Consider the following 25,352-nt stretch of genomic DNA (forward strand, 5'->3'; position numbering starts at 1 on the left):
ATCCAATAGGATAAATAAAACAGAGAACATATGAATATTATTGGTATGGCCATCGGCGCATTAGGCCTGTCTTTCATCCTGATTTTTGTTTGGATGATTTCTCTTTCAGTACGAAGGAAAAGACTGGAAGAAGAAAAGAGAGAGCGAGAGGAATCCTATCGTAGGGCGCTTGAGCGTACGCGAGAAGAAGAGCGCAAAGAACGTTTGTTTCAAGCGGAATCTGGTCATATTCCAACAATATTGTATTTAGCAAAAGAAGCCGAAAGAAAGAACTTGAGAGAGGCGCTGTTTTGGTACGAAAAAGCCGCTCAGTTCGACAATATTAATGGTATGCATGGTGTCGTTCGTATCTGCAATAGAATGCGTGACGACATGATTTTACGAGAAAAAAGCCGCTTTTGGCAGCTCTATATCGATGCATTAGATGGCGACTTACAAGCGAAATATGAGACTGGTCGGGCGTTTATCTCTGGGCATGGAATAGAAGTTAACGTCGTTAAAGGCCTGGGAATGGTTCAGGAAGCGGCGGAAAGAAAGCATATTGAAGCCATTATCTTTATGGGTGACTGGTGTGTTTCCAAAGACAACATTACGCCATCACCGGGTGATTCAACTTACTGGTACTCGAAAGCAGCAAAAAGAAACAGCCTTGAAGGGATGATGAAACTGGGGCTCAATTACCTGAAAGGTGTGGGTGTTCCAGCCAACCATGAAAAGGCTTGTTACTGGTTGGAGCGAGCTTCGGAAAAAGGTCATGCAGAATCAATGTACCATGCAGCAGAAGCGTGGATAGATAGAGGTGCAAACGGCAACTCTATCGCTTACATCTGGTTGTATTTGTCTGCTCACTTTGGCTTTGAACCTGCAAGAACGTTACGCGATAAAGTGGGCAGCAATATGGGTGTCAACTCGGTTGTCGGGTTACAAGCTTTAGCAAGACCATTGCAAAAGAAAATCGCAACAGGGAAAGTCAATAAGCACTCGATTATTCGCGCTCTGAATAAGCTGTATAAACGTAAAATTCCGGTACCCATGAAAGGTGAAGTATTAGATGACAGCGAGATTGCAGAGAATGCGAGTGAAACCTTGCTTGAAGAGCTAGAGGCGATAGATGAGTTCGATGAGTTGGAGCTCGTATTGCCACAAGGTATAGAACAAAGCGAAGAGCCTAAGGCGCAAGAGCAGTCTAAAAAGCCGGACTTCACCAATACTACAATGGATAAGCATTCCTAACCAGTTCAACGCCACATTTCCAATAAACTAAAAGGCCCAGAGATTCGCTCTCTGGGCCTTTTCTGTTCTTATTTCTCAATCAATACTGAGAGAAACTTAGAAGCCTTTGATGTTTTCTGCTTCTAGCTCGTTAAAGTAACGAACAGTTTTCACTTTCAACTCTTGTGTCGCTTGATCATCACATACGATGATTGCTTTTGGATGAAGTTGCAGAGCACTTACTGTCCATAGGTGGTTTACACAACCTTCAACCGCAGCTTCAACTGCTAATGCTTTGTTGTGACCCATCGCTAGGATAAGCAGTTCTTCTGCGTCCAGTAGAGTACCCACACCGATAGTCAGTGCGTATTTTGGCACTTGACTTACATCACCACCGAAGAAACGAGAGTTCGCGATACGTGTATCTTCAGTCAGTGTTTTGATACGTGTACGTGAAGATAGTGAAGATGCTGGCTCGTTGAATGCGATATGACCATCATTACCTACGCCACCCATGAATAGGTTAATTTTGCTGTAAGATTTGATTTTCTCTTCGTAACGCTTACATACCGCGTCGTGATCATCAGAAGTACCGTCAAGCAAGTTAATGTTTTGCTCTTGGATATCAACGTGGTTGAAGAAATTGGTGTACATGAATGTACGGTAAGATTCAGGGTGATCCGCTGGTAGACCGACATACTCGTCCATATTGAAAGTTACAACATGCTTGAAGCTTACTTCACCTGCATTATAAAGCTCGATTAGGGCTTTGTAAGTTTCAAGAGGAGTACTACCAGTTGGTAGACCTAGAACAAACGGACGTTCTGCAGTTGGTTTAAATGCATTGATACGCTTAACAATGTGTGCCGCTGCCCATTTGCCGACTTGTGCTTTGTTGTTCAGTGGGATAAGTCTCATGTTTCGCCCTTAATATTGGTAAATGTCTTCACCCCTCAATGCCTAAACTGACTTTTGGTTGCCTGCGAACGTTGCCATTCAATCACAACACAGCTTTAAACACCTTGGGCTGTCTTATTAATTTGCATTATAAAATAAGTTTTCTGCATCTGCCATTGTTTTATGTCAAACTTTCATTCTATGACCTGATTCCTGGCCTTTTAAAGTCAATAATTGTCGATTTAGAAGCGACTTTCTCAGTGTTACGTGGCGATTACTAAGAAGTTTACATAACAAAATTTACTTTTAAAATTAAGTGAAATTTTGATTAATAACTCATAGCAAATTGGCGAAGAGAAAGTTAGTTACCCATAATTAATGTGCAAGGTAAGATTAAGGAGTAAATCAATGAAGAACGAACTTGATCCAACCAAAATACTACATGCGTATGAGACAATTATAGAACACGGTACGCCGACCGAGCATGGCAAAATCTATGAGGGTGTAGAGGCTTTTTCTGACTACGATGGATACAGTATTTACTTACGTGGTAATGGCGTAGAGCTCAAAGTTGGATTCCATAACACCTACCATCTTGAATATGACCAAGAACATTTGAAAGAAACCTTTTTGAAGAAGGTTGCTATGTTAGCCAAATAGGTTTGGGAAAAGGAAAAAGAGTAGATAGGGAAAGCTGATGATATAAGGGGGATGACTTTCTGAGCTTCAAACAAGATCAAAGCCGAAAGCACAACATTGAGAATTTTGAATCTAGCGCAATGACCTGCCGGTAAAACTGTTGAAATTGCGTTCATATCGATAGCTTCAGCACGAGACTGTGCTGAAGCTTTCTATTAACCTTCCTCGGTTAAGCTAGGCTCGTCATCAGTATCTGTGTAATCATCTGATGAAGCGTCAAGTTTGTTGCGACCATTCAATGTATGGAAGCGTTTACGACCGCGAGCCAAACGCACGTATTTCAACCATGCTTTTTCGATTTTGCTTGCTGCTAATTCTGGATTATCCAACACTTTTAAAAATTGTTGTTCTTCCGCGTTTTCAGGTTGCAGAGTACCAGCTTCCAAGCCAGATAGAGTTTCACCGTAAAGTGTTAGAATATCCTCTTCTGCAAGAGTGAAATCACCGGATTTCGCGAATCCGCGTGGGAACTTTTTCGTGTCGTAAAAACGTTTTTTTCCTAAACGAAATGCAGTCTCAAACATATCAACCTCGTGTAAATATGAGCTGCTACTATGTAGCTTTGGTTCACCGCGAAAGTTAGGCGCAAATTATATAAAAGAAAAACAAAAATTTTTTATCGTCATAATTGTACTTCCTTGTTAATCTTCGACTGTAAATTCAGAGGATTCTATATGGACGTAAAAGTCTTTCGTACTTTTCTTGAGTTGGCTCAAGTACGCCATTTTGGTCGTGCTGCTGAAAACCTATATTTAACTCAAGCGGCTGTAAGTGCACGTATTAAACAATTAGAAAGCTATTTTGACACGCAACTTTTCACTCGTGACCGCAACAACATTAAGTTGACGTCTGCGGGGGAGCGTTTGGTCAGTTATGCCGAGGTCATGGTGACGACCTTGCAGCAGGCTAAATTTGAACTTTCTTTAGAAAATGGTCAAGCGTTGCAATTGACGATCGGTGGGACCCCGAACATATGGGATGCGTATTTACAGAACTGTTTGAGTGTCGTAACCGATGCATTTAGTGGATATGCGTTTATGGCTGAAGTGATGGGTCGCGAACAGTTAAGTCGACAGTTGCTAGAACGCACATTAGACATGGCCTTTGCTTTTGATCAGATTAAAGCGGAAGAGCTGAACTGCAAGAAAGTTGCAGATCTGGTTTTAGTGCTGGTCTCGACACAAAATGACACATTAGAGTCGGTATTTCAGAATCGCTATGTTTACGTCGACTGGGGTTCGCGCTTTGCGGCAGAGCATGCAGACAGACACCCTAAGGCACCAGCGCCATTTTTACGCACATCAACAGCGCGTATAGCATTGGACTTCATTTTGGAGAAAGGAGGTAGCGCTTACCTTCCGACATCGATTGTTGAGCCTTTTATTGCCTCTGGTGAGCTCAATTTGATTCCTGGAGTTGAAGAGTGGCATCGACCTGTTTATTTAAGCTATCGTAAAAACAGCTCTACTATCGAAGCTATCGGTCATGTAGAAGAGTTGGTGAAGAAGATCGACCCTCTCACCGCTTATAGTATTCAGCGTGCTGGCGAAGCGAGTTTGTAACTCAGTTTTGGCCTAGTCGAAAAATAAACCAAGCGAGTAAACATAAAAAAGGCGAGCATATGCTCGCCTTTTTATGTTTTGAAGTTCGTCAATTACTGAGATGACTTACTTAGCAGACTATCTACACTCAATTTGCCAGCACCGGAGATAGCTAGAGAAACGGATGCCGCCAGTAGTGCTAAACCAAACTCATAGCCGCCGTTAGAGAGAAACAAGCCATTGCTAAAGTGTGTACTGAAGATAGCCACAATCATAGTGAAAGCAAGAACAGCTGCTGCCGGGCGAGTCAGTAAACCGATCAGAATGAATAAACCACCAAAGAATTCACCGCTACCCGCAAGGAATGCCATTAACACGCCTGGTTCTAAGCCAATTGATGCCATCCATTGACCTGTGCCTTGAAGACCGTAGCCACCAAACCAACCGAAAAGTTTCTGTGAGCCGTGCGCCATGAAAATGATGCTAATAGGAAGACGCAAAGCAAGTGGAGCAAATCCTGCATTTGATGCTAGGAGTTTTTTAAGAGCTGACATATTTAGATTCCTCAAAGTTCAAAACTTTCGAATAAGTTTTGATGTTGTCTGTAACTGTTGAAATGAAGTTTAGTAGACGATTGTACATTTGATAATCGGCATGGATTGACTTTGTTGTTTGAAAAATTCGAATGAACTTTAAGTCTAGTTATGCGTCAATGGACGCTTTGTGGGGCATTCAGTTCCGAAAATGGCTAGTGTTATGTTGAAGGCGTCGTAAACTAACGTTGATTTCAATGTTTAAGGATAGACCATGTCGATAGAAGCAGAAGCCGTTCTGACTCATGAACAGTGCCAAAAGGCTCGTCTAAGCAGAGACGCTCGTTTTGACGGTCAATTTTATGTGGCAGTGAAGACCACTGGCATATTCTGTCGACCTATCTGTCCGGCAAATTTACCGAAGGAAGAGAACGTAGAATATTTCCTAAACCAAGCCCAAGCCCTTCAAGCGGGATATCGGCCTTGTTTGCGCTGCCGCCCAGACAGTGCACCAAGCTCTTGGGCATGGAAGGGGGTGGAAACCACCTTCATTCGCGCCCTATCTATGATTGACAGTGGTGAGCTGCAAAGTCATAAGCTTAGTGAGCTGTCAGATCGTTTAGGAATATCCGATCGTTACCTGCGTCAGCTCTTTCAAACACATCTCGGAATGTCGCCTAAACAGTATGCGCAGTATCATCAGCTGATGTTTGCGAAACAGCTGCTACACAACAGCAAAATGTCGATAACCGATATCGGTTTTGCTTGTGGCTTTAACAGCACACGGCGGTTTAATGATGCTTTCAGTAAAGTATTGCAACTGACACCTTCTCAGGTACGTAAAGAACGCGCCTCAGTCACGGCTAAAAATCAGCTCTCACTTGCTTTTAGAGGGCCTTTTGATTGGGCACATATGTTGGCATTTTATCGTTTGAGAGCGATTCAGGGGCTAGAAACGGTTGATGACAATAGCTACGCTCGACACGTTAGATTAGGTCAAGGAAAGGGCTGGTTTAAAGCAACGAAAAACTCAGAGACACACTTAGATATTGAGTTTGAACTGGAATCTATGACGGATCTGCGGCAGTTAGTGGTTAAACTCAGACGTTTGTTTGACTTAGATGTTGATATCGTCGCGGTTGAAAAGCAATTAGAGCAGGCTGCGCCGGGATTAATCAAAACTTCTGGTATTCGAATTCCTGGAGTATGGAATGCATGGGAAGCGGGAGTCAGAGCGATTTTAGGTCAGCAGGTTTCGATTAAAGCCGCGATTGGGCAGCTTAACTTGCTGGTTGCTCATCTGAAACAACCGAATGAAAGTACCACCTTTCCTTCACCTGAACAGGTTGCTAATGCCGATCTTTCATTTTTACGCATGCCTCAAAGCCGCAAAGATACCTTGAGTCGCTTTGCTCAATACATGCAAGACCATTTTGATGGAGACGTTGAGCATTGGCTCAAATTAAAAGGCATCGGCCCATGGACAGTCAATTATGCACGTTTAAGAGGGTTATCAGACAGTAATTGTTTTCTGGATACTGATCTTGTGGTCAAGAAAGCGCTCGCGGGATACCCGCAATTAAACAAACAGCAAGTAGCGCCTTGGGGAAGCTACGCAACTTTTCACTGTTGGAACCAAATAACATGAACTACTACACCTACTATCAAAGCCCACATGGACAGATGACAATACAAGCCAATGATACAGGCTTGCTTGGCGCTTGGTTTGAAATACAGACCACACAACCGCAGGAGCTGGGGGCGTACAGCGATGAACATGCTATTTTGAATCAAACTAAGATTCAGTTTGAGGAATATTTTTCAGGCCGTCGCACTCAGTTTGACTTACCACTGGCAGCAAAAGGTACCGATTTTCAGCAGTCGGTTTGGCAAGCGCTATGTAAAATTCCTTACGGAGAGACTTGGAGCTACCAGCAACTTGCAGATGAAATCGGTAATCCTAAAGCAGTGAGGGCAGTCGGTTTAGCTAATGGGAAAAACCCTATTTCAGTCATCGTTCCGTGCCATCGAGTAATTGGTAAGAACGGTAAACTAACTGGCTATGCAGGTGGCGTTGAAACCAAAGAAAAACTGTTGCAGCTAGAACGATCCAAATAAAAAAGTGTTCTAACTGCAACAGCGAAGCTCTTGCATTCGCTTATAAGAAAATATTAAACAGCGAATGGTTAAGCATGAGATGCAAAGTAATACTCGCGGCATAACCTAAGATGATGACAGGTGCCCATTTCAAATGACCAAAGAAGGTATACTGACCATGGGCCGCCCCCATCAGAGCCACGCCAGCAGCTGAACCAATCGATAGCAGGCTACCACCGACACCGGCCGCCAGGGTCACTAACAACCAGTTTCCAAGTGACATGTAAGGCTCCATCGAAAGTACCGCGAACATCACAGGGATGTTATCTATGATGGAAGAGAGAACGCCCACAGTAATATTGGCCCACATAGGGTCCCACTGGGTGTAAATCACTTCTGAAATCATAGTTAGATAGCCTAATAGACTCAGGCCGCCGACACACATGACGACTCCGTAGAAAAACAATAGAGTGTCCCATTCTGCTTGTGAAATTCGTCTAAACACATCAAAAGGCACTACCGAACCAATGCGTTTGAGTGCTGCTTCGTCGTTGTTGGCGATTGCCTTAGCGGTTTTCTTCGCCAAAGATCCTGCCAGAGTTTTACGCAAGAAATAGCCGAAAAATTGCAGATAAGCTAAGCCCATCATCATCCCCATCACTGGTGGGAAATGGAATAGGCTATGGAAACTGACTGCTGTGGCAATGGTTAGAACGAACAACAGTATGATGCGTCTCGCTCCCCGTTTTAATTCAACATGTTCATTGACGGTATCGGGTGTTTCTTTAGGGACGAAGAAAGACATGATTAACGCTGGAACCATGTAGTTGACGATTGAAGGCAGAAACAGATTTAAGAATTGAGAGAAACTCACGTGTCCTGCCTGCCACACCATTAATGTGGTGATATCGCCAAAAGGGCTGAATGCGCCGCCAGCGTTTGCAGCAACAACAATGTTAATACAGGCGATATTGACAAATTGGCGATGATTTCCTCCGACTTTCAAAACCACGGCGCACATCAGAAGCGCAGTGGTCAAGTTGTCGGCAATAGGGGAGATAAAAAAGGCCAGCAAGCCTGTTATCCAGAATAGTGTTCGATAGTTGAACCCTTTGCTAACCATCCACGCCTTTAACGCATCGAAAAGCCGACGTTCTTCCATTGCACTGATGTAAGTCATTGCGACCAAGAGGAACAACAACAGCTCTGCGTATTCCAAAAGATTGTATTCGAGTGCTTCACGAGCGATCTCCGTTGCCCCTTGTTGCTGATAGACATAGCCAATCATCGCCCAAATGACACCCGCGGCGAGCAATACAGGTTTAGATTTTCTGAGCTTCAAATACTCTTCAAGCGTTACGAGAACATAAGCGAACACGAAGATAGTTACAGCCGCATAACCAAAATAGGAGTGGGTCAAATTCAAACCATGATTAGCCTCACCAGACGCCATGCTTGAGGCAGAGAATAAAAGGGTGAAAAGGGCAAATAGCCAATGGGGCAAGCAACGCATTCTTTTCATTATGGATCCTCGCACTTTTTTACAGCGTTGTTGAAATGTTATGCCTCAGTGTAGAAAGGATTGTATGGCTAGAATGTGAACTCAGTAGATTCTGCTTATAGATATGCTTAATTAATAACCGGAGTGTGAGCTTGGACAAATATTGAAAGAATTCAGTGACGTGATAATGAAACAGCCCATCGGTGGATGGGCTGATAAGCGTTGTCAGTTTAGCTCGTTAATCTGGGTTTACCACATGCCCAAAATTTTCCACCATGCGCCGCCCACAAAGAAGAAGATCGGGATAACGATGAGTGAGAACACGAAACCAATCTTCCACCAGTTTTGTAGTGAATGGTAACCAGCACCAAACAGAATAGGAGCAGGACCAGAAGAGTAGTGGGTTGTTGACATATAAAGGTTACTGAAAATACCCAGAACAATAGCCGCCAGCATTGGTGGAGCGCCTGCCGAAATGGCAATCGCAAGGAATGCAGAGTACATAGCGCTGATGTGTGCCATTGCACTCGCCATTAAATAGTGGCTGTAGTAGTAAACCAGCAGCAGAATCGCTATGGTGGCTACCCATCCGAAACCAGACAGTGAGCTGCTTACGTAATCGCCAAACCATTTGATAAAGCCAAGACTGTTAAGTTGCGCTGCCATCATTACCAACACTGCAAACCAAGTAATGGTATGCCACGCTTCTTTTTCACCAAGAACTGCATCCCAGGTGATGGTACGAGTGATCAGTAAGAATACTAGACCTAACAGTGCGGTTACGGTTGCGTGTAAACCTAAAGTCGGACCAAGAACCCAAAGAGTAACCATGCCTAGGAAAGTAATGCCGACCATCCATTCCGCACGACTCATTGCGCCCATGTCAGCAAGGTGCTGTTTTGCCAATGCACGCATTTCTGGTGTTTTCTTAAGCTCTGGTGGGAACACGTAGTACATCACCAGCGGAATCAAGAACAGACATAATGCACTAGGAACGATAGCCGCTAACGCCCATCCACCCCATGTAATTTCAACGCCTTGTTCCTTAGCAAAGTTTGCAGCGAGTGGGTTACCCGCCATAGACGTCAAGAACATTGCACAGGTAATCGCATTACATTGGAAGATACATTGAACAAGGAAAGCACCAATTTTGTTTTCTGTTCCTTTTTCAGGATCAGAGTCATAGGCAGATGCGACAGAGCGGAAAAGTGGAGAAATAATACCGCCACAACGTGCAGTGGTACTTGGTGTCGCTGGTGCGAAAAGAAGGTCCGTTAGGACTAAACCGTAAGCGAGGCCCAGCGAGTTATGGCCCAGTTTAGAGATAAACCAGTAACCGACACGGCGCCCAAAGCCTGTACTGATGAAGCCACGTGAAATAAAGAACGCCGCCGCAATCATCCAAATAGTTGGGTTGGCGAAACCGCTAAGCGCGGTTTTAATCGGCAGCACACCTAAAACGGTACAAGCGACCAGTCCGATTAAAGCCATTGCACCTAAGGGCAGTGGTGCAAGTATTAGGCTAAGAACGGTTATGACGAAAATAACCATCATTTGCCATGCGTTGTCTGTTAAGCCATCTGGTACGGGAACGAACCATAAAATGACGCCGAGTAATGCTAGTAAAAGCAACCTTGAGTTAGCCGAAGAAATCATAATTACCTCCTAAGTTTTCGCTATGTTTATCGCTTCAACCGAGGCATTTACTGTGTAAAATCAATTTCTAGTCATTCGTTTTTTGGTTAACTTCCAGCCTGGGTGTTGGTTCTGGTTTGCTTTGTAAAATGTTTGAAATTAGATGTTTTAAATTCATAAAAATCATTAACTTCATTGCGGTGATATCGCTCGCGTTTCTTATTTCAGGCTAATGCGCACGTTAGGCATTTGTTTCAGCGTCTAAGTGGAAAAATACAATGACAGTACGCTTTATCTCGGACACATTTACCAAGCATCTATTTTGGTTGCTAAGTGCAGCTTTGTTGCTCGTTGCAACTGGTTGGTGGATTTACAGCGCCTATCAACTGCAAGACGTGCTTACACGCCAAATTTCGTTGCGTGCGCAAGTTCAATCGCAGCAGTTGGCCAAAATGCCGAGTTTAATTGCAGCCGTTGAGCAAAACGATTATCAACAGTTCAGTTCGCTTATTGAGACGTTTGATTCGGTAAGTGATGCTGATTTCATTACGGTGAGCAATCATCAGGGGATTCGATTGGCTCACCCTGTATCTGAGCGTGTTGGCTTACCGGTTACGGGTGGTGATATCGATGATGCGCTTTTGCTCGGCAAATCTTATCTTTCCTATGCTTCTGGTTCATTAGGGCCTTCTGTCCGCTATATTTCTCCCATTTTTAATGCTGACCAACAGATCATCGGCATGATCAAGGTCGGCTATTTACTCAATACATTAGAGATGTGGAACAGCAAACGTCTGGCGGGATTATTGATGTTCGGTCTGTTTATTCTTGTGGTTTCTATTGGCTTAGCAAGCCGTTTCTCAACCTACGTAAAGCAGAATATGCAGCATATGGAGCCGTGGGAGCTAAAACAGACACTGGTGACGCAACAAGGGGTATTACAAGCGACTCACGAAGGTTTGCTTGCCGTGAATAGTAATGGGCGAGTCTATGTCGCCAATGATTCTGCCAAGAAGCTGCTCGGTATTCATCGGAAAATGTTGACGACTAACATTGAGGACTGGGTAGATGACAGCGCTTTGTTTGCTTTATCTGGTGAAGACTTTCTCGATAAATTGGTGCGGATCAATGGTCAAAACTGTGTTATGACCCGTGTAACCATCCCGATGTCTCGTAGTGGCGAACAAGGCGCGGTATTTAGTTTACGTGCGTCAGAAGAGTTGCAAGCACTATCCGAGACCCTTAGCCAGGTTGGACAATATATCGAGAGTTTAAGAGTGACTCGCCATGAGTATCAGAACAAGCTTTCTATTCTAGCCGGACTATTACAACTTGGTCAGTATGAGCAAGCGCTGAATGTGGTGCTAAACCAGTCGAGAGCGGATCAACAAGGGATTGATCAACTCAAGTCGTTTGATACTTTTCCTCAGCTTTCCGCCTTGTTGCTGGCAAAATTAATAAAAGCGAAAGAGCGCAAGATAGAGCTATTGTTGCCAAATGACGAACATTGGCAGCAGATGCCAGACAAACTGACTCAGGATCAGCTTTGTTCCGTGGTGGGTAACTTGTTAGACAACAGCATGGACGCCGTGCAGGGACAAAACAACGGCAGAATCGAGTTGGAAATGTGGCAGTCGTCGTTTGAGTATGGTTTGTCTGTCACAAACAACGGCACTGAGATTACCCAACCTCTGGATGATCTAACCACATTAGGTTACACCACTAAAACGGATTTAAAAGAACACGGAATCGGGCTTTATTTAACACAATCCATCATCGAAGCTGCCAACGGACATATGGAGTTGGACAGTGACGCGCAAGCCACATCATTTACTTTGTATTTTCCCAAGAATAAGGAGGCCGAATGCTGAAAGTCATGATCGTTGAAGATGACAGTGAGATCGCAGCATTACATGCGCATTTTATTGCTAAAGAGCCTTCACTGAAACTCGTTGGGATTGCCGTTTCATTTGGTATGGCAAGGGAGATGATGGAAATAGCCAAGCCAGATTTGGTCATCGTTGACAACTATCTGCCTGACGGACGAGGTGTCGATTTGGTTTATGAGTGGCTCAAGCTGGATCACAAACCAGAGTGTATTTTGATTACCGCAGCCAATGATGCTCAAACGGTCAACTTAGCGCATCGCTATGGAGCGTTCGACTACTTAGTCAAACCAGTCGATTACCAGCGTCTATCTCTGAGCCTGAACAAATTTATTCAGGTGCGCCAGCATTTATCTCAAGCCAATAAATTGCACCAGAGTGAGTTGGATAGCTTGTTTTATCAAGCGCCAGCTACTCCTGAAGTAAACAACAGCACGGACGAGTTTACTCTGAAGCAGGTTGTCGCTCAGTTTGCTCATGCTCATGTGGAACAAACCGCCAGCAGTGTTGCGGAAATGATGAACATCAGTAAAAGTACTGCCCGACGCTATCTTGATAAAGCGGTTGATCGTGGTGAACTGACGGCATTTTTAGAACATGGCAAAGTGGGCAGACCGACACGGGTCTATTGCCGACCTATTGGAATAAAGAAGTAATCAGATTCAAAAAGTAATCAACATAAGAGTAACCAACAAAAAAGCCCCAAGTGCGAGAGCAACTTGGGGCTTTTTAGATTCACATCAGCTTATCTATGAAGATGAACTTCTTCTTCTTTTTCGCCTGCGTGTGGGTCGTTAAATCTTGCTACGTCTAGTGCGTTTTCAGATTTCGCTACGATACAGCTAACACAACAGTCGCCAGTGATGTTTACCGCAGTACGGATCATATCCAGCAGACGGTCAACACCCATTATTAGAGCAATTCCTTCCAGTGGTAGGCCAACTTGGTTCAGAACCATTGCCAGCATAACCAGACCAACACCCGGAACACCCGCTGTACCGATAGAAGCCAACGTTGCCGTCAGGATAACGGTTAGGTAATCACCCATAGTCAGATCGATGTTGAACGCTTGAGCGATAAACGCTGTCGCGACACCTTGCATGATTGCCGTACCGTCCATGTTGACCGTTGCACCAAGCGGAATCGTGAAAGATGCCACCTTGTTATCAACACCGAGTCGGTATTTTGCTGTTTCCATCGTCACTGGAATGGTTGCGTTAGATGATGCCGTCGAGAAGGCAAACATCACTGCGTCTTCCATTTTCTTCAGGAAAGTAATTGGGCTTAAACCTGAGAAGCTTTTTAGCATCACACTGTAGGTGACTAGCCCGTGGATTAGTAACGCTGCTGACAGTACGAGGAAGTACTCAGCAAGGTTCAAAATGGCACCTAACCCAAGACCAGTAAACAGTTTAGCCATCAGGAAGAACACACCGTAAGGGGCTATGTTCATCAGTAAAGCGACCAGTTTCATGATCACTTCGTTCAGATCATTGAACATCGCAGCCACTCGTTCACCAGCTTCGCCGGCGGCGCTGATTGCAATACCAAATAACACTGCAAATACGATGATTTGGAGGGTTTTGCCTTCAGCCATCGAGCTAATTGGGTTGGTCGGGAACATATCAATGATCACTTTACCCAATGATGGCGCTTCAGTTGCTGCAAAGGTGCTTGCAGCAGTTAGGTCAGCACCTGCACCTGGCTGGAATACTGTGCCCATAAATAGAGCAAGGGTAATCGCAACTGCGGTGGTAATGATGTAAAACGCGAGCGTTTTACCACCCATACGGCCAAGTGTGGTGATGTCTTTTAAAGAGCTTGTGCCACAGACTAGTGATACGAACACTAGTGGAACTACAAGCATTTTTAAGCTGGCGATAAAGATTTTTCCACCAACTTCGAACAGTCCGTTGACGATGTATGCGTCGACGAATGTATTGCCTTCAAACAAGGCTCGAATAATGAATCCAGTTAAAATACCAGCAACCATACCGATGATAACTCGGCTGGTTAAGGATAACGGCTTCTTGGTATCCATTGAGAACACTCCTTATAGTTATGCACTTCGACATTCATTTCGAAGAGGGCGGCAGGGTATCAGCCGAAACGTGAAATCAAAAATCAAAAAGGGGTGTGAAATTTGCGAGTGTGATTACGATCACTGTGTGAGTGGTTGAAATTACCAAAAATTAACATTTATTTAGAGTTTTGAAACAATATTGATTGTTTTTTAAGCATAAAATGCAGATTTTGTGAAATATATGCAATATGTTGTGTTGTATCTGGTTATTAAATTGATGCTTAGCTAGCGTTGTTAGCGGCTTAACGGAGTACAAGATCCAAGGTAACTGCTTGAGTAAAATTCAATTTTTAGGATCTGAGCAGGTAAAGAGTCAAGCGAACCGAAGCCCGCTTGACGTCATAGAGACTAAAGAAGCGGTAGGTTAAGATTGGCAGCAGTTTGTTCACCCATTTTTATTAGCGTATCCAATATGTGTTCACCATCCGCACGCAGACCATTGTGTTCATATTGATTGGTGATCCACGCTTTGCTGTTTGGAATGTGCTTGAGTGTTTCGCGGCTAATATCCATCTCAACAAACATATCATCGGCATACACAGCGCAGCTCACTGGCACTGAGTTGTTTGCAAGAACTTCCGCATCATAAAGGTTCACCCAGTCTTCTTTTTCTGCCAATAGTTGAGCGGCTTCTTTCAGTGGCTTCAAGTTGGTGTAGCTGTCAAACATCCAAGGGAAAACCATTTCGCCAGTAAAGAGGAAAGGTTGTCCAGTTTGATAATTGAACTGAGAGAACTCTTGTCTGACTCGATGCGCAGACCAAAGAGAGGCAAATCCCTGACAGTAAATAGACTCATGCAAAATCGCATAAATAGGGTTGGTCTGGAAATTCTGCTCTATCATCATTGCTTGCAGAAATTCGTAACGTAGCGTCTCTTCGCCTTCAACCGTGATAAAGGCATTTTCCAATGTAAAGTAGGTAGGAATGAAGCTATCACTAACACCAAAGTTAATGCCGATTTGCTGGAACTGCTCAACGGTAAAACGCTGACCTGTGGGTAGCATAACTTCATGGGTTAACAAGTGATCGGCAATACGTTGGCATAGCTCTTGTGCTCTAGGAAATTGAGCAAAGAATGCTGCGTTTTTGTCCTGAGTACGCTGATAAGTTGCGCGATAAACATCGTCCGCATGGCGAGAAATCGAAGGCACACCACCAGTGATGTATGAGCGCAGTAAACTTTCTGGAAAAAGCGACAGATAAGTTAACGAACAGAAACCACCAAAGCTTTGACCTAATATCGCCCACTTATCCTCGTTCCACTGCTTACGAATAAATTCTGCATCGCGGACAATATTATCTGCTCTGAAATGGCTGAGATATTGTGCTTGCTGTTCAGCCGTCATACCTGCCAGTGTCTGATGGTTAATGACACTGCTGTTTCCTGTGCCGCGTTGATCCAGAAGAAGAATGCGAAATTGCTGTAACGCACGTTTCATCCAACCGCTGGTGGCTGTTGCTCTCGGAGAGGGAAAGCTTGGGCCACCCTGAAAATAAACAAGCCACGGCTTGTGTTGATCATCACCGCGAGCGGATGTCACTGAGCGAGCAAACACTTCAATGGTTTGTTGGTCAGGATGCTGGTAATCAAGCGGAACAGAGAATGTATGCGGAGTGTAGAGAACTCCGTTATCGATAAAGCTATGAGCGTGTAGATACATGGCTGATGATTTATCCTTTGGATTTGTTTTTGCGCACCTTAGCACAACTCCATCATCGGCATAACCGCTCTCAGATACAATTCGTATCTATTAATGAATATTGTTCAATCAGCATCAGCCTATAAAATAGCGCCAACAGGCGGCTGCCTATATTAGCGGCGCTATTGTGAAAGATTGAACAGTTGTTTTGGGTGGAACTACGCCATCTCGTGGCTGAATCGGGTCGACTCAAAACGGTTGAGCAGGCGATGAACAAAGTAGGTCACTAGCAGTGTCACCACAATCGCAAACAGAATGCTGCTAACACGGTAGAGAGCGCTGTAAACCAAATCACCACCCGGAGTCAGATATTGACCGAACAAGATTCCAAGTGTTGTTAAGCCGCCAAATCCCGCCCCCGAACCGCTCGACTCTTTCACGTGCATATAGCTGAAGATCATTGCTCCAATCCAAAGAATCGGCACAACAAACAATAGTAAATTTGACCAGTCATACAACAGAATTTGCCCAAGCAAACCAAATGTCACACCCATTAATGTACCCATCGCACGTTTACGTGCATAACCCATAGCGCCATTCCAGTTCATAGGGAAAAGCAGCAGTACCGTCGTGGCTTGAGCAGACAAAGAATCACTTAGGTTAAATACCTGAAACACAATAAATGACAGCGTTGCTATGCTTGCCCCCATGATAGCTTCATGGCGCATACGGTGACTTTTCTTGGCTTCCAATGGTCTTGGTGGTGGCTCTCTCGGCTCAACATCTGGAATAAAGAATGTCATTAAATAGGCGATAGCCACGGAAATAACACTCGCCAGTAAGTTCGTAAATACGAGGTTGTTAATGTCTGTTGTTGGGTAACTGGCAAAATGCAGCATGATACTCAAACTGATGACGCTATTTGCTCCAAACAAAAACAAGCTGCCTTTTGACATACAGGCAAATTTCATCAGAAATAAACCAAATACAATCAATGTCATTATGCCCGGATGACCACCAAACAGCCCTCCAAGGATGCCGATTTCTAATCCACATACAACGGCTGCAGCAATCAACTGGCGGGCTGCGTGAGCATTCATTACTGGCACCATGCCAAGCAGAAGCATTGGCGTAACCGTGAAGAACACGCCATTGTCCCAACCGAACAATTTACTGATGGTGAAGCCAAGGGTTGCACCAGTGGCAATACGCAGACACTGTCTGAGATCATTCGCAGACAATGGGTGATCCCATAATCTCATGCTTCCCCCTAATTAATAGATGTAGTGAAGAGCACTAAGGAAGCGAATCTGCGCTTTAGCCAGCCACGAGAATAGTGAGTTTTCAGGAATGAGCTGAACCGTTGCACGAGCGCCGGACGGCAGATGATCAACCAACTGGCTATCGATCGCAAGGTGAACACGCATGCGTTGTGCGTCACGAACCCATCGGTTCGATGTGGTCGGTGTTGCCAGACTACCATCAGCGGCGAATTGTCCCGCACTCACACCAGCATCCAACGTACTGAGCTGAGCTTCGAATACTTGTCCCGGCTTACTGTCAAAGGCAATTAAAGCTCGGCTGTTGGACGAAAAATGACGCAAACTTTTCTCACGAAAATCGGCAATCACATCCACTTCATCTGCAACTAACGCTACAAGGGGGCTGCCTGCGTTTGCGTAAGTACCATTTTCTAATTGCAAGTTGGTAACAACACCATCGTGCTCTGCCACAACGCGAGTATAAGAAAGGTTCAGTTTTGCTTTATCCAGCTGGTTTTGTGCAACGCGAACACTGACATTGTTATTACCCGTTTCTCCGCGATTAACTTGCAACTGTTTTAGTCTAGCTTGCGCTGCTGCAACGTTAGCTTGAGCAGCTACCGCGGCACTTTGCGCATCATCTTTTAACTGTTGTGAAGTACCGTTGCGAAGGAAAAGAGTGTTAAGGCGGTTTGCTTCACGGCGCTTTTGCTCAGCAATGATAACGCTGGCTTTCACGTCTGCTTGTGCAGCGGCGATGGAAGCATCGAGTTGTTCGTTATTTTGCATGACTTGTTTTAGGTTCAGTTCTGCTTGCTCAACCGCTAATTGGTAAGAGGTTGGATCGATATCAAACAGTACATCGCCTTTGTTTACAGCTTGGTTGTTTTCCACATAAACATTGGCAATTTTACCGCTGACTTGAGGGGCAATTTTTGTGACGACGCGGGTCGCCATAGCTTGAGGTGTCAAAGGCATCGCTAAATCCGCAACAAGGAAATAGGCGAATACAAAGACAAACCCGAAGCAGGAATATTTTATCCAGCGAGCGAATTTTTGATCTGGTGTCATGATGTAAAACTTCTCTTTTATTCTAAGGTTTCTGACTTTTTACTAAGTGCGTCAAGCGCGCTATGTGACACTCTGTCGAGTATCGATGAAAGCATTTTTATCTCTTCATCACTGATGTTATTCAGCAGTTGGCTACGAACTTCGACGATTTTTTCTTCCATCTGTTTGAGCAGTGATATTCCATCTTCGGTCAGTCGTACGATTCGAGCGCGTTTATCACTCTTACAGCTGTAGCGAGTGATGAGAGATTGCTCTTCTAGTTGATTTAAGGTGCGCATTAACGATGGCAATTCAATTTCAAGCGCTTCAGCAAGACATTTCTGACTTACGTTGTCGCCCAGACGTCTCAGTTTCCATAGCGCCGTCCAACGCGGGTGCGTAAGACCAAGTGGCGCCAATTCGCGATCAGCCACCATTTTCCACAGGCGTGAAACGCGAGCTAACTGTTCAGCGAGAGACAATTCTTTGAGGCTTGCAATGTCGTGTACCATGATTAACTCTTATTTACTTAGCGTGCTAAGTAATATAATTTAGTTAGCACGCTAAGTAAATAGTTGTGAGTTAAATCACATAAAATTTTATTGGTGTCGTGAACAAGATTGGTGAGAAAAATCGATAGAAATTGGCCAGGGAGAAATGAAATTATCGTCTATTGTTAAAGGGTTACAGTATTCTGAATTCAATCAGCACTAATCCAAGCGGATTCAACTCCCAAAAGGCGCAGGCTTGTGGAAGAACACATCATTATCCTTGTAATCGCTCTAGTGATTCTCAGCTACGGTTACATTTCTAATTTTCTGGCTCGCTATGATATTTCCGGACCAATGGTATTTACCGGACTCGGTCTACTGTTTTCTCCGCTCGGACTGAACTTTGCGCAGCTCAATATCGATGCCAATATGGTCACGGTACTGGTCGAAATAGCTTTAGTTTTGGTGCTGTTTAGCGATGCAGCATTATTGGATCTCGGCCTTTTAAAGCAATCATGGAAAATCCCGGCGAGATTGCTTTTTATCGGTCTGCCCATCACGGTAGTCGCAGGAACCATCGCTGGAAAAATCCTTTTCCCGCAAATGCCATTTTTGGATTTACTGTTGCTGGCTCTGATTCTTACGCCAACCGATGCCGCATTGGGGAAAGCGGTTGTTTCCGATCCTATCGTTCCCAAAACCGTGCGCTCTACCATCAATGTTGAAAGTGGTTTAAATGACGGCATTATTTTCCCTGTCTTGATTACGGTTGTGGCAGCGATAAGCGCTGGCATTCACCATGAACCTCAAGGTAACTGGATGATTTACGTCGCTGAGCAGATTGTGTTTGGTGGTCTGGCTGGCGCAGCGATTGGCTACTTAGGTGCAAAAGCACAGATGAAGTGTTTGCAGAAAGGGTGGATGGTGGAAACCTATCGCAACTTGGTACCTATCGCTTTAGCCATTCTCTCTTACTACAGTGCCGAGGTTGTTTCTGGCAATGGCTTTATCGCTGCGTTTTTTGCTGGCTTATATGCTGGCAATACCAATCAAGGTGTTCGCGAGCACATTGAAGATTTTGCCGAGAGTGAAGGTGAGCTTTTGGTGTTGATCAGCTTCTTTGTGTTTGGCTTTGCCTTTGTGCCTGTCACTTGGGATTACATTTCAGCACCTGTGATTGTTTACGCTTTACTAAGTTTAACTGTATTGCGAATGCTGCCTGTGATTCTTTGTTTGCTCGGAAGTAAACTTGATTTCTCAACCATGAGCTTTATTGCTTGGTTTGGCCCAAGAGGTATTGCTTCTATATTGTATGCGCTGTTGGTCGCTCATGAATTCGGTTCTATTCAAGGTTATGAGCAGTTGTTCGCGGTTGTGACTTTAACGGTATTGATGAGCATTTTTGCCCACGGTTTTTCTGCTCAGCCGTTGGCGAATTTGTATAGCAAACACATCCAAAAGCCATAGTCGCATCTCAAACAAAGCGGCATGCAAAACAAAGCCGGCTTGATTGCCGGCTTTCATCTCAATAAATCGTGTCTAAAGTTGATGAGATTGAATTATAGGTTTTCACCATAGATATCGAAGCTGAAGTATTTCGCTGCGATCTTATCGTAAGTACCGTTTTGGCGAATTTCGACGATAGCTTGGTTAAACTTCTCTGCCAGCTCTTGGTCCTGTTTACGTAGCGCAAGTGCAGTACCTTCACCGATGTAGGCTTTATCCGTTACCGCTTGGCCTTTGAATTCAAAGCTCTTGCCCTCTGCTTTATCTAGGAAAGCGAGAGACAGTTGGTCTGCGTTGCCGAATGTCGCATCTAAGCGGCCGTTTTGCATGTCGATGTATACTTCGTCCTGACCGGTATAGCGTTTAATCTCAGCAACTGCGCCAAACTTGTCTGTTACGTAGCGGTCATGAATCGTACCCTGCTGAACACCAATCACTTTGTCTTTCATACCAGCTTGATCAATGGTGAAGTCAGCATTTTTTGCTGCCACGAAACGCGCGGGTGTTTGGTAGTACTTGTTAGTGAACAGAACCTTTTTCTTACGGTCGTCTGTGATACGCATTGACGCCATGATCACGTCTGATTTGCGAGCAAGCAGGCTAGGGATTAGTGCATCCCAGCTTTGTGAAACCCAAGTACACTCTAGTTTTGCTTGAGCACATAACGCGTCTGCAATTTCAATATCGAAGCCAACAGGCGTACCGTCTGCATTCTTGTAGTTGAACGGTGGGTAAGTGAAGTCAGAAGCAAGACGTACTTCTTTTGCAAAAGCTGCTGAACCGAACAGTGCTGCACAACAAGCTAAACCTAAAGCTAATTTTTTCATTGGTTAATTCCTTTTATCAATTATCTACGATTGCGTTGGGTAACTGCGGAGCACACTAATCACTTCTTCCATGCTCGATTGGCTACCGATAGTGATTCGTACGCAGTTTCTAAGTGCAGGGTCGTGGCTTTGATTGCGAGTCACAATACCTTGCTTTAGAAGATACGCAAACAAGTCTTCACCTGAATGTGTACGTACTAACACGAAATTGGTTGATGACGGGTAGACGTGAGCAATACATGGCAAGTTGTTTAACTCACTGATGAACCATTCACGGGTACGAATAAGCGTTTGAGTATTCTCTTCTACCTGTTTTAGACCCGTTTCAGACAGCGCCGCTAATACCACCGTTGCACTTGAATCCGGCATTGGGTAAGGAGGAATAAGCTTAGAAACGAAATCCATCACACTCTTATCGGCGATAATAAAACCGCAACGTACTGCCGCTAAGCCAAAGGCTTTCGATAAAGTGCGAATGACCACTAAGTTCGGATATTGAGCAATCAGACTTGCGGCGTTGTGTTCCATTTCAAATTCGATATAGGCTTCATCAACCACTACGATGGCGTCGTCTTGTGTTCCTTCAAGCACTTTGACGATCTCTGCTTGAGAGATGAGATTGCCAGTAGGGTTATTCGGTGAACATAGAAACACCAAATTCGCCTCTTTTGCTGCCTGAATAACACCTTGGCAGTCCAATTCGAAAGCATTACCAACGAGTGGCACTTTGATGGTTTCTATCGCAAGTGCATCGGCACAGAACTCATACATAGCGTAAGTTGGCGGACAAACCACGATTTTATCTTTGCCCGGTTGGCAGAAGGTACGAATCAATAGGTCAATAGCTTCATCTGCACCGCGTACCGCAAGCACTGGAGCGTCAACCCCCGCGTATTTTTGATAAGCCGATGCAACATCATGAGGCAGAAAATCAGGGTAGCGGTTGTAGCTTTGCTCCTGATTATCGAAATGGATTGGGAACTCAAGTTCGTTGGCGTTTAACCACACTCGACCTGAACCACCGATACGTCTTGCTGACTGATAAGGTATTAATTTTTTTATGACCTCTGGTACCAATGAGGCGGCTAGTGAAGACATGGTTGACCTCTCGCTAGTGCTAGTTAGTCGCACTGAGTGATTTTTTATTCGTTAAACTGCATTTAATTTGTTTTTATTTGCAATTCGCTTTTTGTTTTGATTATTCAATCAAAAAGAATTTGTAAAAAGAATCGAAATAAACACATACTAGCCATGATAAAAAATCATAGCTTGAGGTGTGGGATGCATCTTCCATCGACAAAAACATTACAGGCATTTCTCGCCACAGCAGAAAACTTGAATTTTACTAAGGCTGCGCATGCTTTGAACCTGACTCAGGGCGCGATCAGTCGGCAAATTCTTTCATTAGAAGAGTTGTTGGGTGTGAAATTGTTTTTCCGTCATGCAAGGGGATTGTCGCTCACGCAACAAGGGTTGAAGTTTGTTCCTCATGCGGAAGATGTACTGAACCGTCTACGCTCGGCGATTGAAGAAGTGTCGTCGACACCTTCCACTATTAAACTCAACGCGCCTAGCTGCGTGACATCTTGGTTGTTGCCGAGATTAATGGCTTTTCAGGACGCACACCCTGATATTGATGTCGAGCTGACTTCAACCATTAAGCATCACCTTGAACCGAACTTTAATTTGTTTGATGCAGTGATTATGTACAGCAAAGCGCCCAAGCTTCCTTCCGTGGTAAGCCATCAATTGTTTCAAGAGTGTTTAACGCCTATCTGTCGCCCAGAACTGCTGGATGATTTAGGGCAACAGCTGTCGTTTGATGATTTACCACGACTGACGTGGTTACATGCGAATACAGAACAAAGTGACTGGAAGTTATGGCTAAACCACATGGATAAAAGAGAGCTGTTTAGCAAAAGCAATCAGCACTTTTCAACCCTTGACCAAACAATGAATGCGGCTCAGCAAGGGTTTGGTATCGCAGTGGGTGACATCACTCTCGCTGAGCAAGATCTTGCTATGCATCGATTAATTAAGCCTTTTGAACAGACAGTACTTTCTGGCCACAGCTATTACTTTTTGTACCCAAAACAGAGTGATAATCCTATGCTAGATACGCTTCAGGATTGGCTCGTTTCTGGCTTTCAACAATCAGTAGCAATCGAAAAGCAGGCGATGGCTGCGAACTAATTTGTTCTGCATCCAATATCGACAGATTCAGAATAGAAACAAAGAAGGAGCCGTTATGGCGCGTCCGAAAATTCCTCGTCAGATTTGTGGTTCTCCAGCTCAAAGCTGTTTTAAACCTAATGGCGTACCAATGGGAAGTTTAGAAAAGGTTTTTCTTGAAGCTGATGAATTTGAAGCGATTCGGCTGGTGGACTATCAAGGAATGCAACAGCAACAGGCAGCCGTTGAGATGGGAGTCTCGCGACAAACGTTGGCCAACTTGGTGAAATCTGCCCGTAAAAAAGTGGCGGATAGCTTGCTCAATGGTAAAGCGTTGATGATGAGCCCAGCGGAGTAATTTGGGCTCTGTTTAGAGTGTTGTTCTCGCTAGTAGTTATCCCAATAGGGCTTGTCACCGTAGAAGCCAGATAGAAAGTCGATGAAGTGTCGAACTTTGGAAGCAAGAAACTCCCTATGGCTGTACAGCGCATAAAGCCCGAGAGGTTCAATTGGGAAGTTGTCGAGAATCTCCAACTCTCCTGATGCAATAGCAGAGCCGGTCAGAAAAGTAGGCTGAATGGCATAACCACGTCCCAATACCGCTGTTTTGACAATCACATCACCGTTGTTGCTGGCGAAATCACTGCGAAAATCATGCACCGATAGGTGTTTCGGCCAGTGAGTAAAAAGACTTCTCGGATCAGAGTACGAAAAACGCAGGTAGTTGAGTTGACATAATTCATCAAAGCTAGTTGGTCTGCCATGTTTATCCCAATAGCTCGGTGCGGCGCAAACAAAGAGGTTTATCGGCGTAATTTTTTTCGCCACAAGCGCTGAGTCTTTGAGATGACCGATACGCAGGGCGATATCAACCCCTTCTTCAAGAATGTCGACTTTCCTGTCCGTTAAAAACAGTTCAACTTTGATCTCAGGGAACTGGGTCTGGAACTGTTCTATAGGGCCGGACAAGTGGTAAACCCCAAATGACATCGGTGCGCTTATTCTCAACGTGCCTGAGACTTGGGTATGCAAGTTAGAAATCGCATTTTCCATATCATCAATATCCATCAATACTTGATGGCAGCGATCGAAATAGGCCTGACCAGCTTCGGTCAGATTTACGCGGCGCGTAGTCCGGTTAAGCAACCTTATTTTTAGATCATCTTCCAGTTGCGCGACGTATTTGCTGACCAGTTGTGGCGACAGTTCCAGCTTGTCTGCGGCTTTAACGAAGCTTCCTTCCGATACAACGGTCGTGAAAGCTCTCATAGCAACAATCTTGTCCATATTAACTTCTTCCTGTATTAGAAATGCCACGTTTATAATTAAGCAACACGGCGCTATTTTATCACGCCTGAGTTGATAGGTATATTAGTCGACATAGTCAAGGCGAGCTTAGATTCAAGCCAAACATAGTGTTAAGACAGACTTAGTATTAAGACTAAAAACGAAAGCCGCCGAATCAGGAGAAGTAAAATGAAATCAACTCAACGTATGCCTGCATTGTTCTTATCACATGGTTCTCCAATGATGGCGCTAGAACATTCGCAAACCACAGAATTTTTTAAGCAGCTCAGCGATAAATTTCCAGAGCCTAAAGCGATAGTGATATTTTCAGCGCATTACGATCGCCGTGGTCCAGTGACAATTACCAGCGGACATACTTTAGGAACAATCCATGACTTCTATGGATTTCCTAAACCGCTTTATGACATCGACTACTCAGCGAAAGGTGCGCCAGAACTGGCACAAAAAGCAGCGAAATTACTGCAAGATGCAGGTATAAGTGCTCAACTTGATTCGAACCAAGGGTTGGATCATGGTGCTTGGATACCGATGCTATACATGTATCCACAGAAAAATGTGCCAATCATTCAGGTGTCGATCAATAGCTATATGGATGCGGTTTCTCACTATGAAATTGGCCGTTGGTTGCGTCCACTTCGTGAAGAGGGTGTGCTGTTTGTCGGTTCAGGCGGTATCAGCCATAACTTGCGAGAAATTTTTGCACCAGTTCAAGACCCACATAGAGTAGAGAAAGTGAATCAATTCACGGGATGGGTGAGTGACCAGCTTGCATCAGGCAATATTAGTGCCTTGTTGGATTACTTAAACCAAGCACCACACGCAAGGTTTAATCACCCGACACCGGATCATTATCTTCCTCTGCCTTGTATTCTGGGCACTAGCTATGACGATGAAGTTGGTCAGGTTCTTCACCGCGCTATCGATCTGGAAATTCTGGCTCTGGATGCTTACGGTTTTGGTATCGCTGCTTAAAACACTTCCTTCATTAAACCATCACTTGATTGTGAAGCC

General features: G+C 44.5%; 24 protein-coding genes. 11 read left to right on the top strand and 13 right to left on the bottom strand.

The window, feature by feature from the left end; all coding sequences use genetic code 11:
• Positions 1-30 precede the first annotated feature (30 nt).
• On the top strand, positions 31-1,233 hold the full coding sequence (locus AAGA51_RS21680; protein WP_042479666.1) for a tetratricopeptide repeat protein: 1,203 nt from the start codon (positions 31-33) through the stop codon (positions 1,231-1,233).
• Between the two features lie 96 nt (positions 1,234-1,329).
• Here the strand turns inward: AAGA51_RS21680 and nagB are convergent, their stop codons facing one another.
• Complete coding sequence (gene nagB / locus AAGA51_RS21685) at positions 1,330-2,130, bottom strand: glucosamine-6-phosphate deaminase (RefSeq protein WP_042479667.1); 801 nt, start codon at positions 2,128-2,130, stop codon at positions 1,330-1,332.
• A gap of 387 nt (positions 2,131-2,517) precedes the next feature.
• On the opposite strand from nagB, the gene AAGA51_RS21690 reads away from it, so the two are divergent.
• Positions 2,518-2,769 carry a DUF3081 domain-containing protein gene (locus tag AAGA51_RS21690; RefSeq protein WP_042479668.1) on the top strand — a complete coding sequence of 84 codons (252 nt, stop codon included), beginning with the start codon at positions 2,518-2,520 and terminating at the stop codon, positions 2,767-2,769.
• Between the two features lie 194 nt (positions 2,770-2,963).
• Here AAGA51_RS21690 and maoP read toward each other — a convergent pair whose 3' ends face one another.
• The gene (gene maoP / locus AAGA51_RS21695) at positions 2,964-3,332 is read right to left on the bottom strand and encodes a DUF413 domain-containing protein (protein WP_042479670.1); all 369 of its coding nucleotides are present in this window, start codon (positions 3,330-3,332) and stop codon (positions 2,964-2,966) included.
• A 150-nt stretch (positions 3,333-3,482) separates the two neighbouring features.
• Here maoP and AAGA51_RS21700 point away from each other — a divergent pair, with 150 nt between their 5' ends.
• Entirely contained in the window at positions 3,483-4,370 is an 888-nt protein-coding gene (locus AAGA51_RS21700) for a LysR family transcriptional regulator (protein WP_042479672.1), read from the top strand.
• Positions 4,371-4,462: 92 nt separating this feature from the next.
• Here AAGA51_RS21700 and AAGA51_RS21705 read toward each other — a convergent pair whose 3' ends face one another.
• Complete coding sequence (locus tag AAGA51_RS21705; protein WP_042479673.1) at positions 4,463-4,903, bottom strand: DoxX family protein; 441 nt, start codon at positions 4,901-4,903, stop codon at positions 4,463-4,465.
• 253 nt (positions 4,904-5,156) lie between these two features.
• Here AAGA51_RS21705 and AAGA51_RS21710 point away from each other — a divergent pair, with 253 nt between their 5' ends.
• Positions 5,157-6,530: a DNA-3-methyladenine glycosylase 2 family protein gene (locus tag AAGA51_RS21710; RefSeq protein ID WP_042479675.1), complete on the top strand. Its 1,374-nt coding sequence runs from the start codon at positions 5,157-5,159 to the stop codon at positions 6,528-6,530.
• Positions 6,527-7,000 carry a methylated-DNA--[protein]-cysteine S-methyltransferase gene (locus AAGA51_RS21715; protein WP_042479676.1) on the top strand — a complete coding sequence of 158 codons (474 nt, stop codon included), beginning with the start codon at positions 6,527-6,529 and terminating at the stop codon, positions 6,998-7,000. The genes AAGA51_RS21710 and AAGA51_RS21715 overlap by 4 nt, the downstream gene beginning before the upstream one ends.
• A 40-nt stretch (positions 7,001-7,040) precedes the next feature.
• Here the strand turns inward: AAGA51_RS21715 and nhaD are convergent, their stop codons facing one another.
• Positions 7,041-8,492, bottom strand: a complete 1,452-nt coding sequence (nhaD, locus tag AAGA51_RS21720; protein ID WP_167828588.1) for a sodium:proton antiporter NhaD — start codon at positions 8,490-8,492, stop codon at positions 7,041-7,043.
• A gap of 237 nt (positions 8,493-8,729) precedes the next feature.
• Positions 8,730-10,136, bottom strand: coding sequence for an anion permease (locus AAGA51_RS21725; RefSeq protein WP_042479679.1), 1,407 nt, complete (start codon positions 10,134-10,136; stop codon positions 8,730-8,732).
• A gap of 257 nt (positions 10,137-10,393) precedes the next feature.
• Here AAGA51_RS21725 and AAGA51_RS21730 point away from each other — a divergent pair, with 257 nt between their 5' ends.
• Entirely contained in the window at positions 10,394-11,986 is a 1,593-nt protein-coding gene (locus AAGA51_RS21730; protein ID WP_052404527.1) for an ATP-binding protein, read from the top strand.
• Positions 11,980-12,657, top strand: coding sequence for a response regulator (locus AAGA51_RS21735; protein WP_042479680.1), 678 nt, complete (start codon positions 11,980-11,982; stop codon positions 12,655-12,657). Before AAGA51_RS21730 ends, AAGA51_RS21735 begins: the two co-directional genes overlap by 7 nt.
• An 89-nt stretch (positions 12,658-12,746) precedes the next feature.
• Here AAGA51_RS21735 and AAGA51_RS21740 read toward each other — a convergent pair whose 3' ends face one another.
• From AAGA51_RS21740 to slyA, 5 genes are all read right to left on the bottom strand, one after another.
• Positions 12,747-14,042, bottom strand: a complete 1,296-nt coding sequence (locus tag AAGA51_RS21740) for a dicarboxylate/amino acid:cation symporter (protein ID WP_042479682.1) — start codon at positions 14,040-14,042, stop codon at positions 12,747-12,749.
• Positions 14,043-14,432: 390 nt separating this feature from the next.
• Positions 14,433-15,746 carry an alpha/beta fold hydrolase gene (locus AAGA51_RS21745; RefSeq protein ID WP_042479683.1) on the bottom strand — a complete coding sequence of 438 codons (1,314 nt, stop codon included), beginning with the start codon at positions 15,744-15,746 and terminating at the stop codon, positions 14,433-14,435.
• Between the two features lie 197 nt (positions 15,747-15,943).
• Positions 15,944-16,987, bottom strand: a complete 1,044-nt coding sequence (locus AAGA51_RS21750; protein WP_042479685.1) for a DUF2955 domain-containing protein — start codon at positions 16,985-16,987, stop codon at positions 15,944-15,946.
• A gap of 12 nt (positions 16,988-16,999) precedes the next feature.
• Positions 17,000-18,058 carry an HlyD family secretion protein gene (locus AAGA51_RS21755; protein ID WP_042479687.1) on the bottom strand — a complete coding sequence of 353 codons (1,059 nt, stop codon included), beginning with the start codon at positions 18,056-18,058 and terminating at the stop codon, positions 17,000-17,002.
• A gap of 17 nt (positions 18,059-18,075) precedes the next feature.
• Positions 18,076-18,549 (bottom strand): transcriptional regulator SlyA, encoded by a 474-nt coding sequence (gene slyA / locus AAGA51_RS21760; protein WP_042479689.1) that lies wholly within the window; start codon positions 18,547-18,549, stop codon positions 18,076-18,078.
• A 237-nt stretch (positions 18,550-18,786) separates the two neighbouring features.
• Between slyA and AAGA51_RS21765 the strand changes: the two genes are divergently transcribed.
• Entirely contained in the window at positions 18,787-19,995 is a 1,209-nt protein-coding gene (locus AAGA51_RS21765; protein WP_042479690.1) for a cation:proton antiporter, read from the top strand.
• A gap of 92 nt (positions 19,996-20,087) precedes the next feature.
• Here AAGA51_RS21765 and AAGA51_RS21770 read toward each other — a convergent pair whose 3' ends face one another.
• Together AAGA51_RS21770 and hisC are read right to left on the bottom strand one after the other, a co-directional pair.
• Positions 20,088-20,861 carry an ABC transporter substrate-binding protein gene (locus tag AAGA51_RS21770; protein WP_042479692.1) on the bottom strand — a complete coding sequence of 258 codons (774 nt, stop codon included), beginning with the start codon at positions 20,859-20,861 and terminating at the stop codon, positions 20,088-20,090.
• 24 nt (positions 20,862-20,885) lie between these two features.
• Entirely contained in the window at positions 20,886-21,959 is a 1,074-nt protein-coding gene (gene hisC / locus AAGA51_RS21775; RefSeq protein WP_042479693.1) for a histidinol-phosphate transaminase, read from the bottom strand.
• Positions 21,960-22,142: 183 nt separating this feature from the next.
• Between hisC and AAGA51_RS21780 the strand changes: the two genes are divergently transcribed.
• Positions 22,143-23,054 (top strand): LysR substrate-binding domain-containing protein, encoded by a 912-nt coding sequence (locus tag AAGA51_RS21780; RefSeq protein ID WP_042479694.1) that lies wholly within the window; start codon positions 22,143-22,145, stop codon positions 23,052-23,054.
• Between the two features lie 55 nt (positions 23,055-23,109).
• On the top strand, positions 23,110-23,391 hold the full coding sequence (locus tag AAGA51_RS21785; RefSeq protein WP_042479696.1) for a DUF134 domain-containing protein: 282 nt from the start codon (positions 23,110-23,112) through the stop codon (positions 23,389-23,391).
• Between the two features lie 29 nt (positions 23,392-23,420).
• Here AAGA51_RS21785 and AAGA51_RS21790 read toward each other — a convergent pair whose 3' ends face one another.
• Entirely contained in the window at positions 23,421-24,320 is a 900-nt protein-coding gene (locus AAGA51_RS21790; protein WP_042479697.1) for a LysR family transcriptional regulator, read from the bottom strand.
• A 189-nt stretch (positions 24,321-24,509) separates the two neighbouring features.
• Between AAGA51_RS21790 and AAGA51_RS21795 the strand changes: the two genes are divergently transcribed.
• The gene (locus AAGA51_RS21795; RefSeq protein ID WP_042479698.1) at positions 24,510-25,313 is read left to right on the top strand and encodes a DODA-type extradiol aromatic ring-opening family dioxygenase; all 804 of its coding nucleotides are present in this window, start codon (positions 24,510-24,512) and stop codon (positions 25,311-25,313) included.
• Positions 25,314-25,352: the final 39 nt, after the last annotated feature.

Source organism: Vibrio diazotrophicus, from assembly GCF_038452265.1.
Classification (GTDB): Bacteria; Pseudomonadota; Gammaproteobacteria; order Enterobacterales; family Vibrionaceae; genus Vibrio; species Vibrio diazotrophicus.

Bases quoted from the DNA above. Each gene is read 5' to 3' on its own strand.
- AAGA51_RS21725 (WP_042479679.1), bottom strand. From the start codon at position 10,136: ATGATTTCTTCGGCTAACTCAAGGTTGCTTTTACTAGCATTACTCGGC.
- AAGA51_RS21740 (WP_042479682.1), bottom strand. From the start codon at position 14,042: ATGGATACCAAGAAGCCGTTATCCTTAACCAGCCGAGTTATCATCGGT.
- AAGA51_RS21790 (WP_042479697.1), bottom strand. From the start codon at position 24,320: ATGGACAAGATTGTTGCTATGAGAGCTTTCACGACCGTTGTATCGGAA.
- AAGA51_RS21730 (WP_052404527.1), top strand. From the start codon at position 10,394: ATGACAGTACGCTTTATCTCGGACACATTTACCAAGCATCTATTTTGG.
- hisC (WP_042479693.1), bottom strand. From the start codon at position 21,959: ATGTCTTCACTAGCCGCCTCATTGGTACCAGAGGTCATAAAAAAATTA.
- AAGA51_RS21795 (WP_042479698.1), top strand. From the start codon at position 24,510: ATGAAATCAACTCAACGTATGCCTGCATTGTTCTTATCACATGGTTCT.
- nhaD (WP_167828588.1), bottom strand. From the start codon at position 8,492: ATGCGTTGCTTGCCCCATTGGCTATTTGCCCTTTTCACCCTTTTATTC.
- AAGA51_RS21700 (WP_042479672.1), top strand. From the start codon at position 3,483: ATGGACGTAAAAGTCTTTCGTACTTTTCTTGAGTTGGCTCAAGTACGC.
- AAGA51_RS21705 (WP_042479673.1), bottom strand. From the start codon at position 4,903: ATGTCAGCTCTTAAAAAACTCCTAGCATCAAATGCAGGATTTGCTCCA.
- AAGA51_RS21785 (WP_042479696.1), top strand. From the start codon at position 23,110: ATGGCGCGTCCGAAAATTCCTCGTCAGATTTGTGGTTCTCCAGCTCAA.
- AAGA51_RS21745 (WP_042479683.1), bottom strand. From the start codon at position 15,746: ATGTATCTACACGCTCATAGCTTTATCGATAACGGAGTTCTCTACACT.
- AAGA51_RS21770 (WP_042479692.1), bottom strand. From the start codon at position 20,861: ATGAAAAAATTAGCTTTAGGTTTAGCTTGTTGTGCAGCACTGTTCGGT.
- AAGA51_RS21710 (WP_042479675.1), top strand. From the start codon at position 5,157: ATGTCGATAGAAGCAGAAGCCGTTCTGACTCATGAACAGTGCCAAAAG.
- slyA (WP_042479689.1), bottom strand. From the start codon at position 18,549: ATGGTACACGACATTGCAAGCCTCAAAGAATTGTCTCTCGCTGAACAG.
- maoP (WP_042479670.1), bottom strand. From the start codon at position 3,332: ATGTTTGAGACTGCATTTCGTTTAGGAAAAAAACGTTTTTACGACACG.
- AAGA51_RS21735 (WP_042479680.1), top strand. From the start codon at position 11,980: ATGCTGAAAGTCATGATCGTTGAAGATGACAGTGAGATCGCAGCATTA.
- AAGA51_RS21755 (WP_042479687.1), bottom strand. From the start codon at position 18,058: ATGACACCAGATCAAAAATTCGCTCGCTGGATAAAATATTCCTGCTTC.
- AAGA51_RS21780 (WP_042479694.1), top strand. From the start codon at position 22,143: ATGCATCTTCCATCGACAAAAACATTACAGGCATTTCTCGCCACAGCA.
- AAGA51_RS21750 (WP_042479685.1), bottom strand. From the start codon at position 16,987: ATGAGATTATGGGATCACCCATTGTCTGCGAATGATCTCAGACAGTGT.
- AAGA51_RS21680 (WP_042479666.1), top strand. From the start codon at position 31: ATGAATATTATTGGTATGGCCATCGGCGCATTAGGCCTGTCTTTCATC.
- nagB (WP_042479667.1), bottom strand. From the start codon at position 2,130: ATGAGACTTATCCCACTGAACAACAAAGCACAAGTCGGCAAATGGGCA.
- AAGA51_RS21690 (WP_042479668.1), top strand. From the start codon at position 2,518: ATGAAGAACGAACTTGATCCAACCAAAATACTACATGCGTATGAGACA.
- AAGA51_RS21715 (WP_042479676.1), top strand. From the start codon at position 6,527: ATGAACTACTACACCTACTATCAAAGCCCACATGGACAGATGACAATA.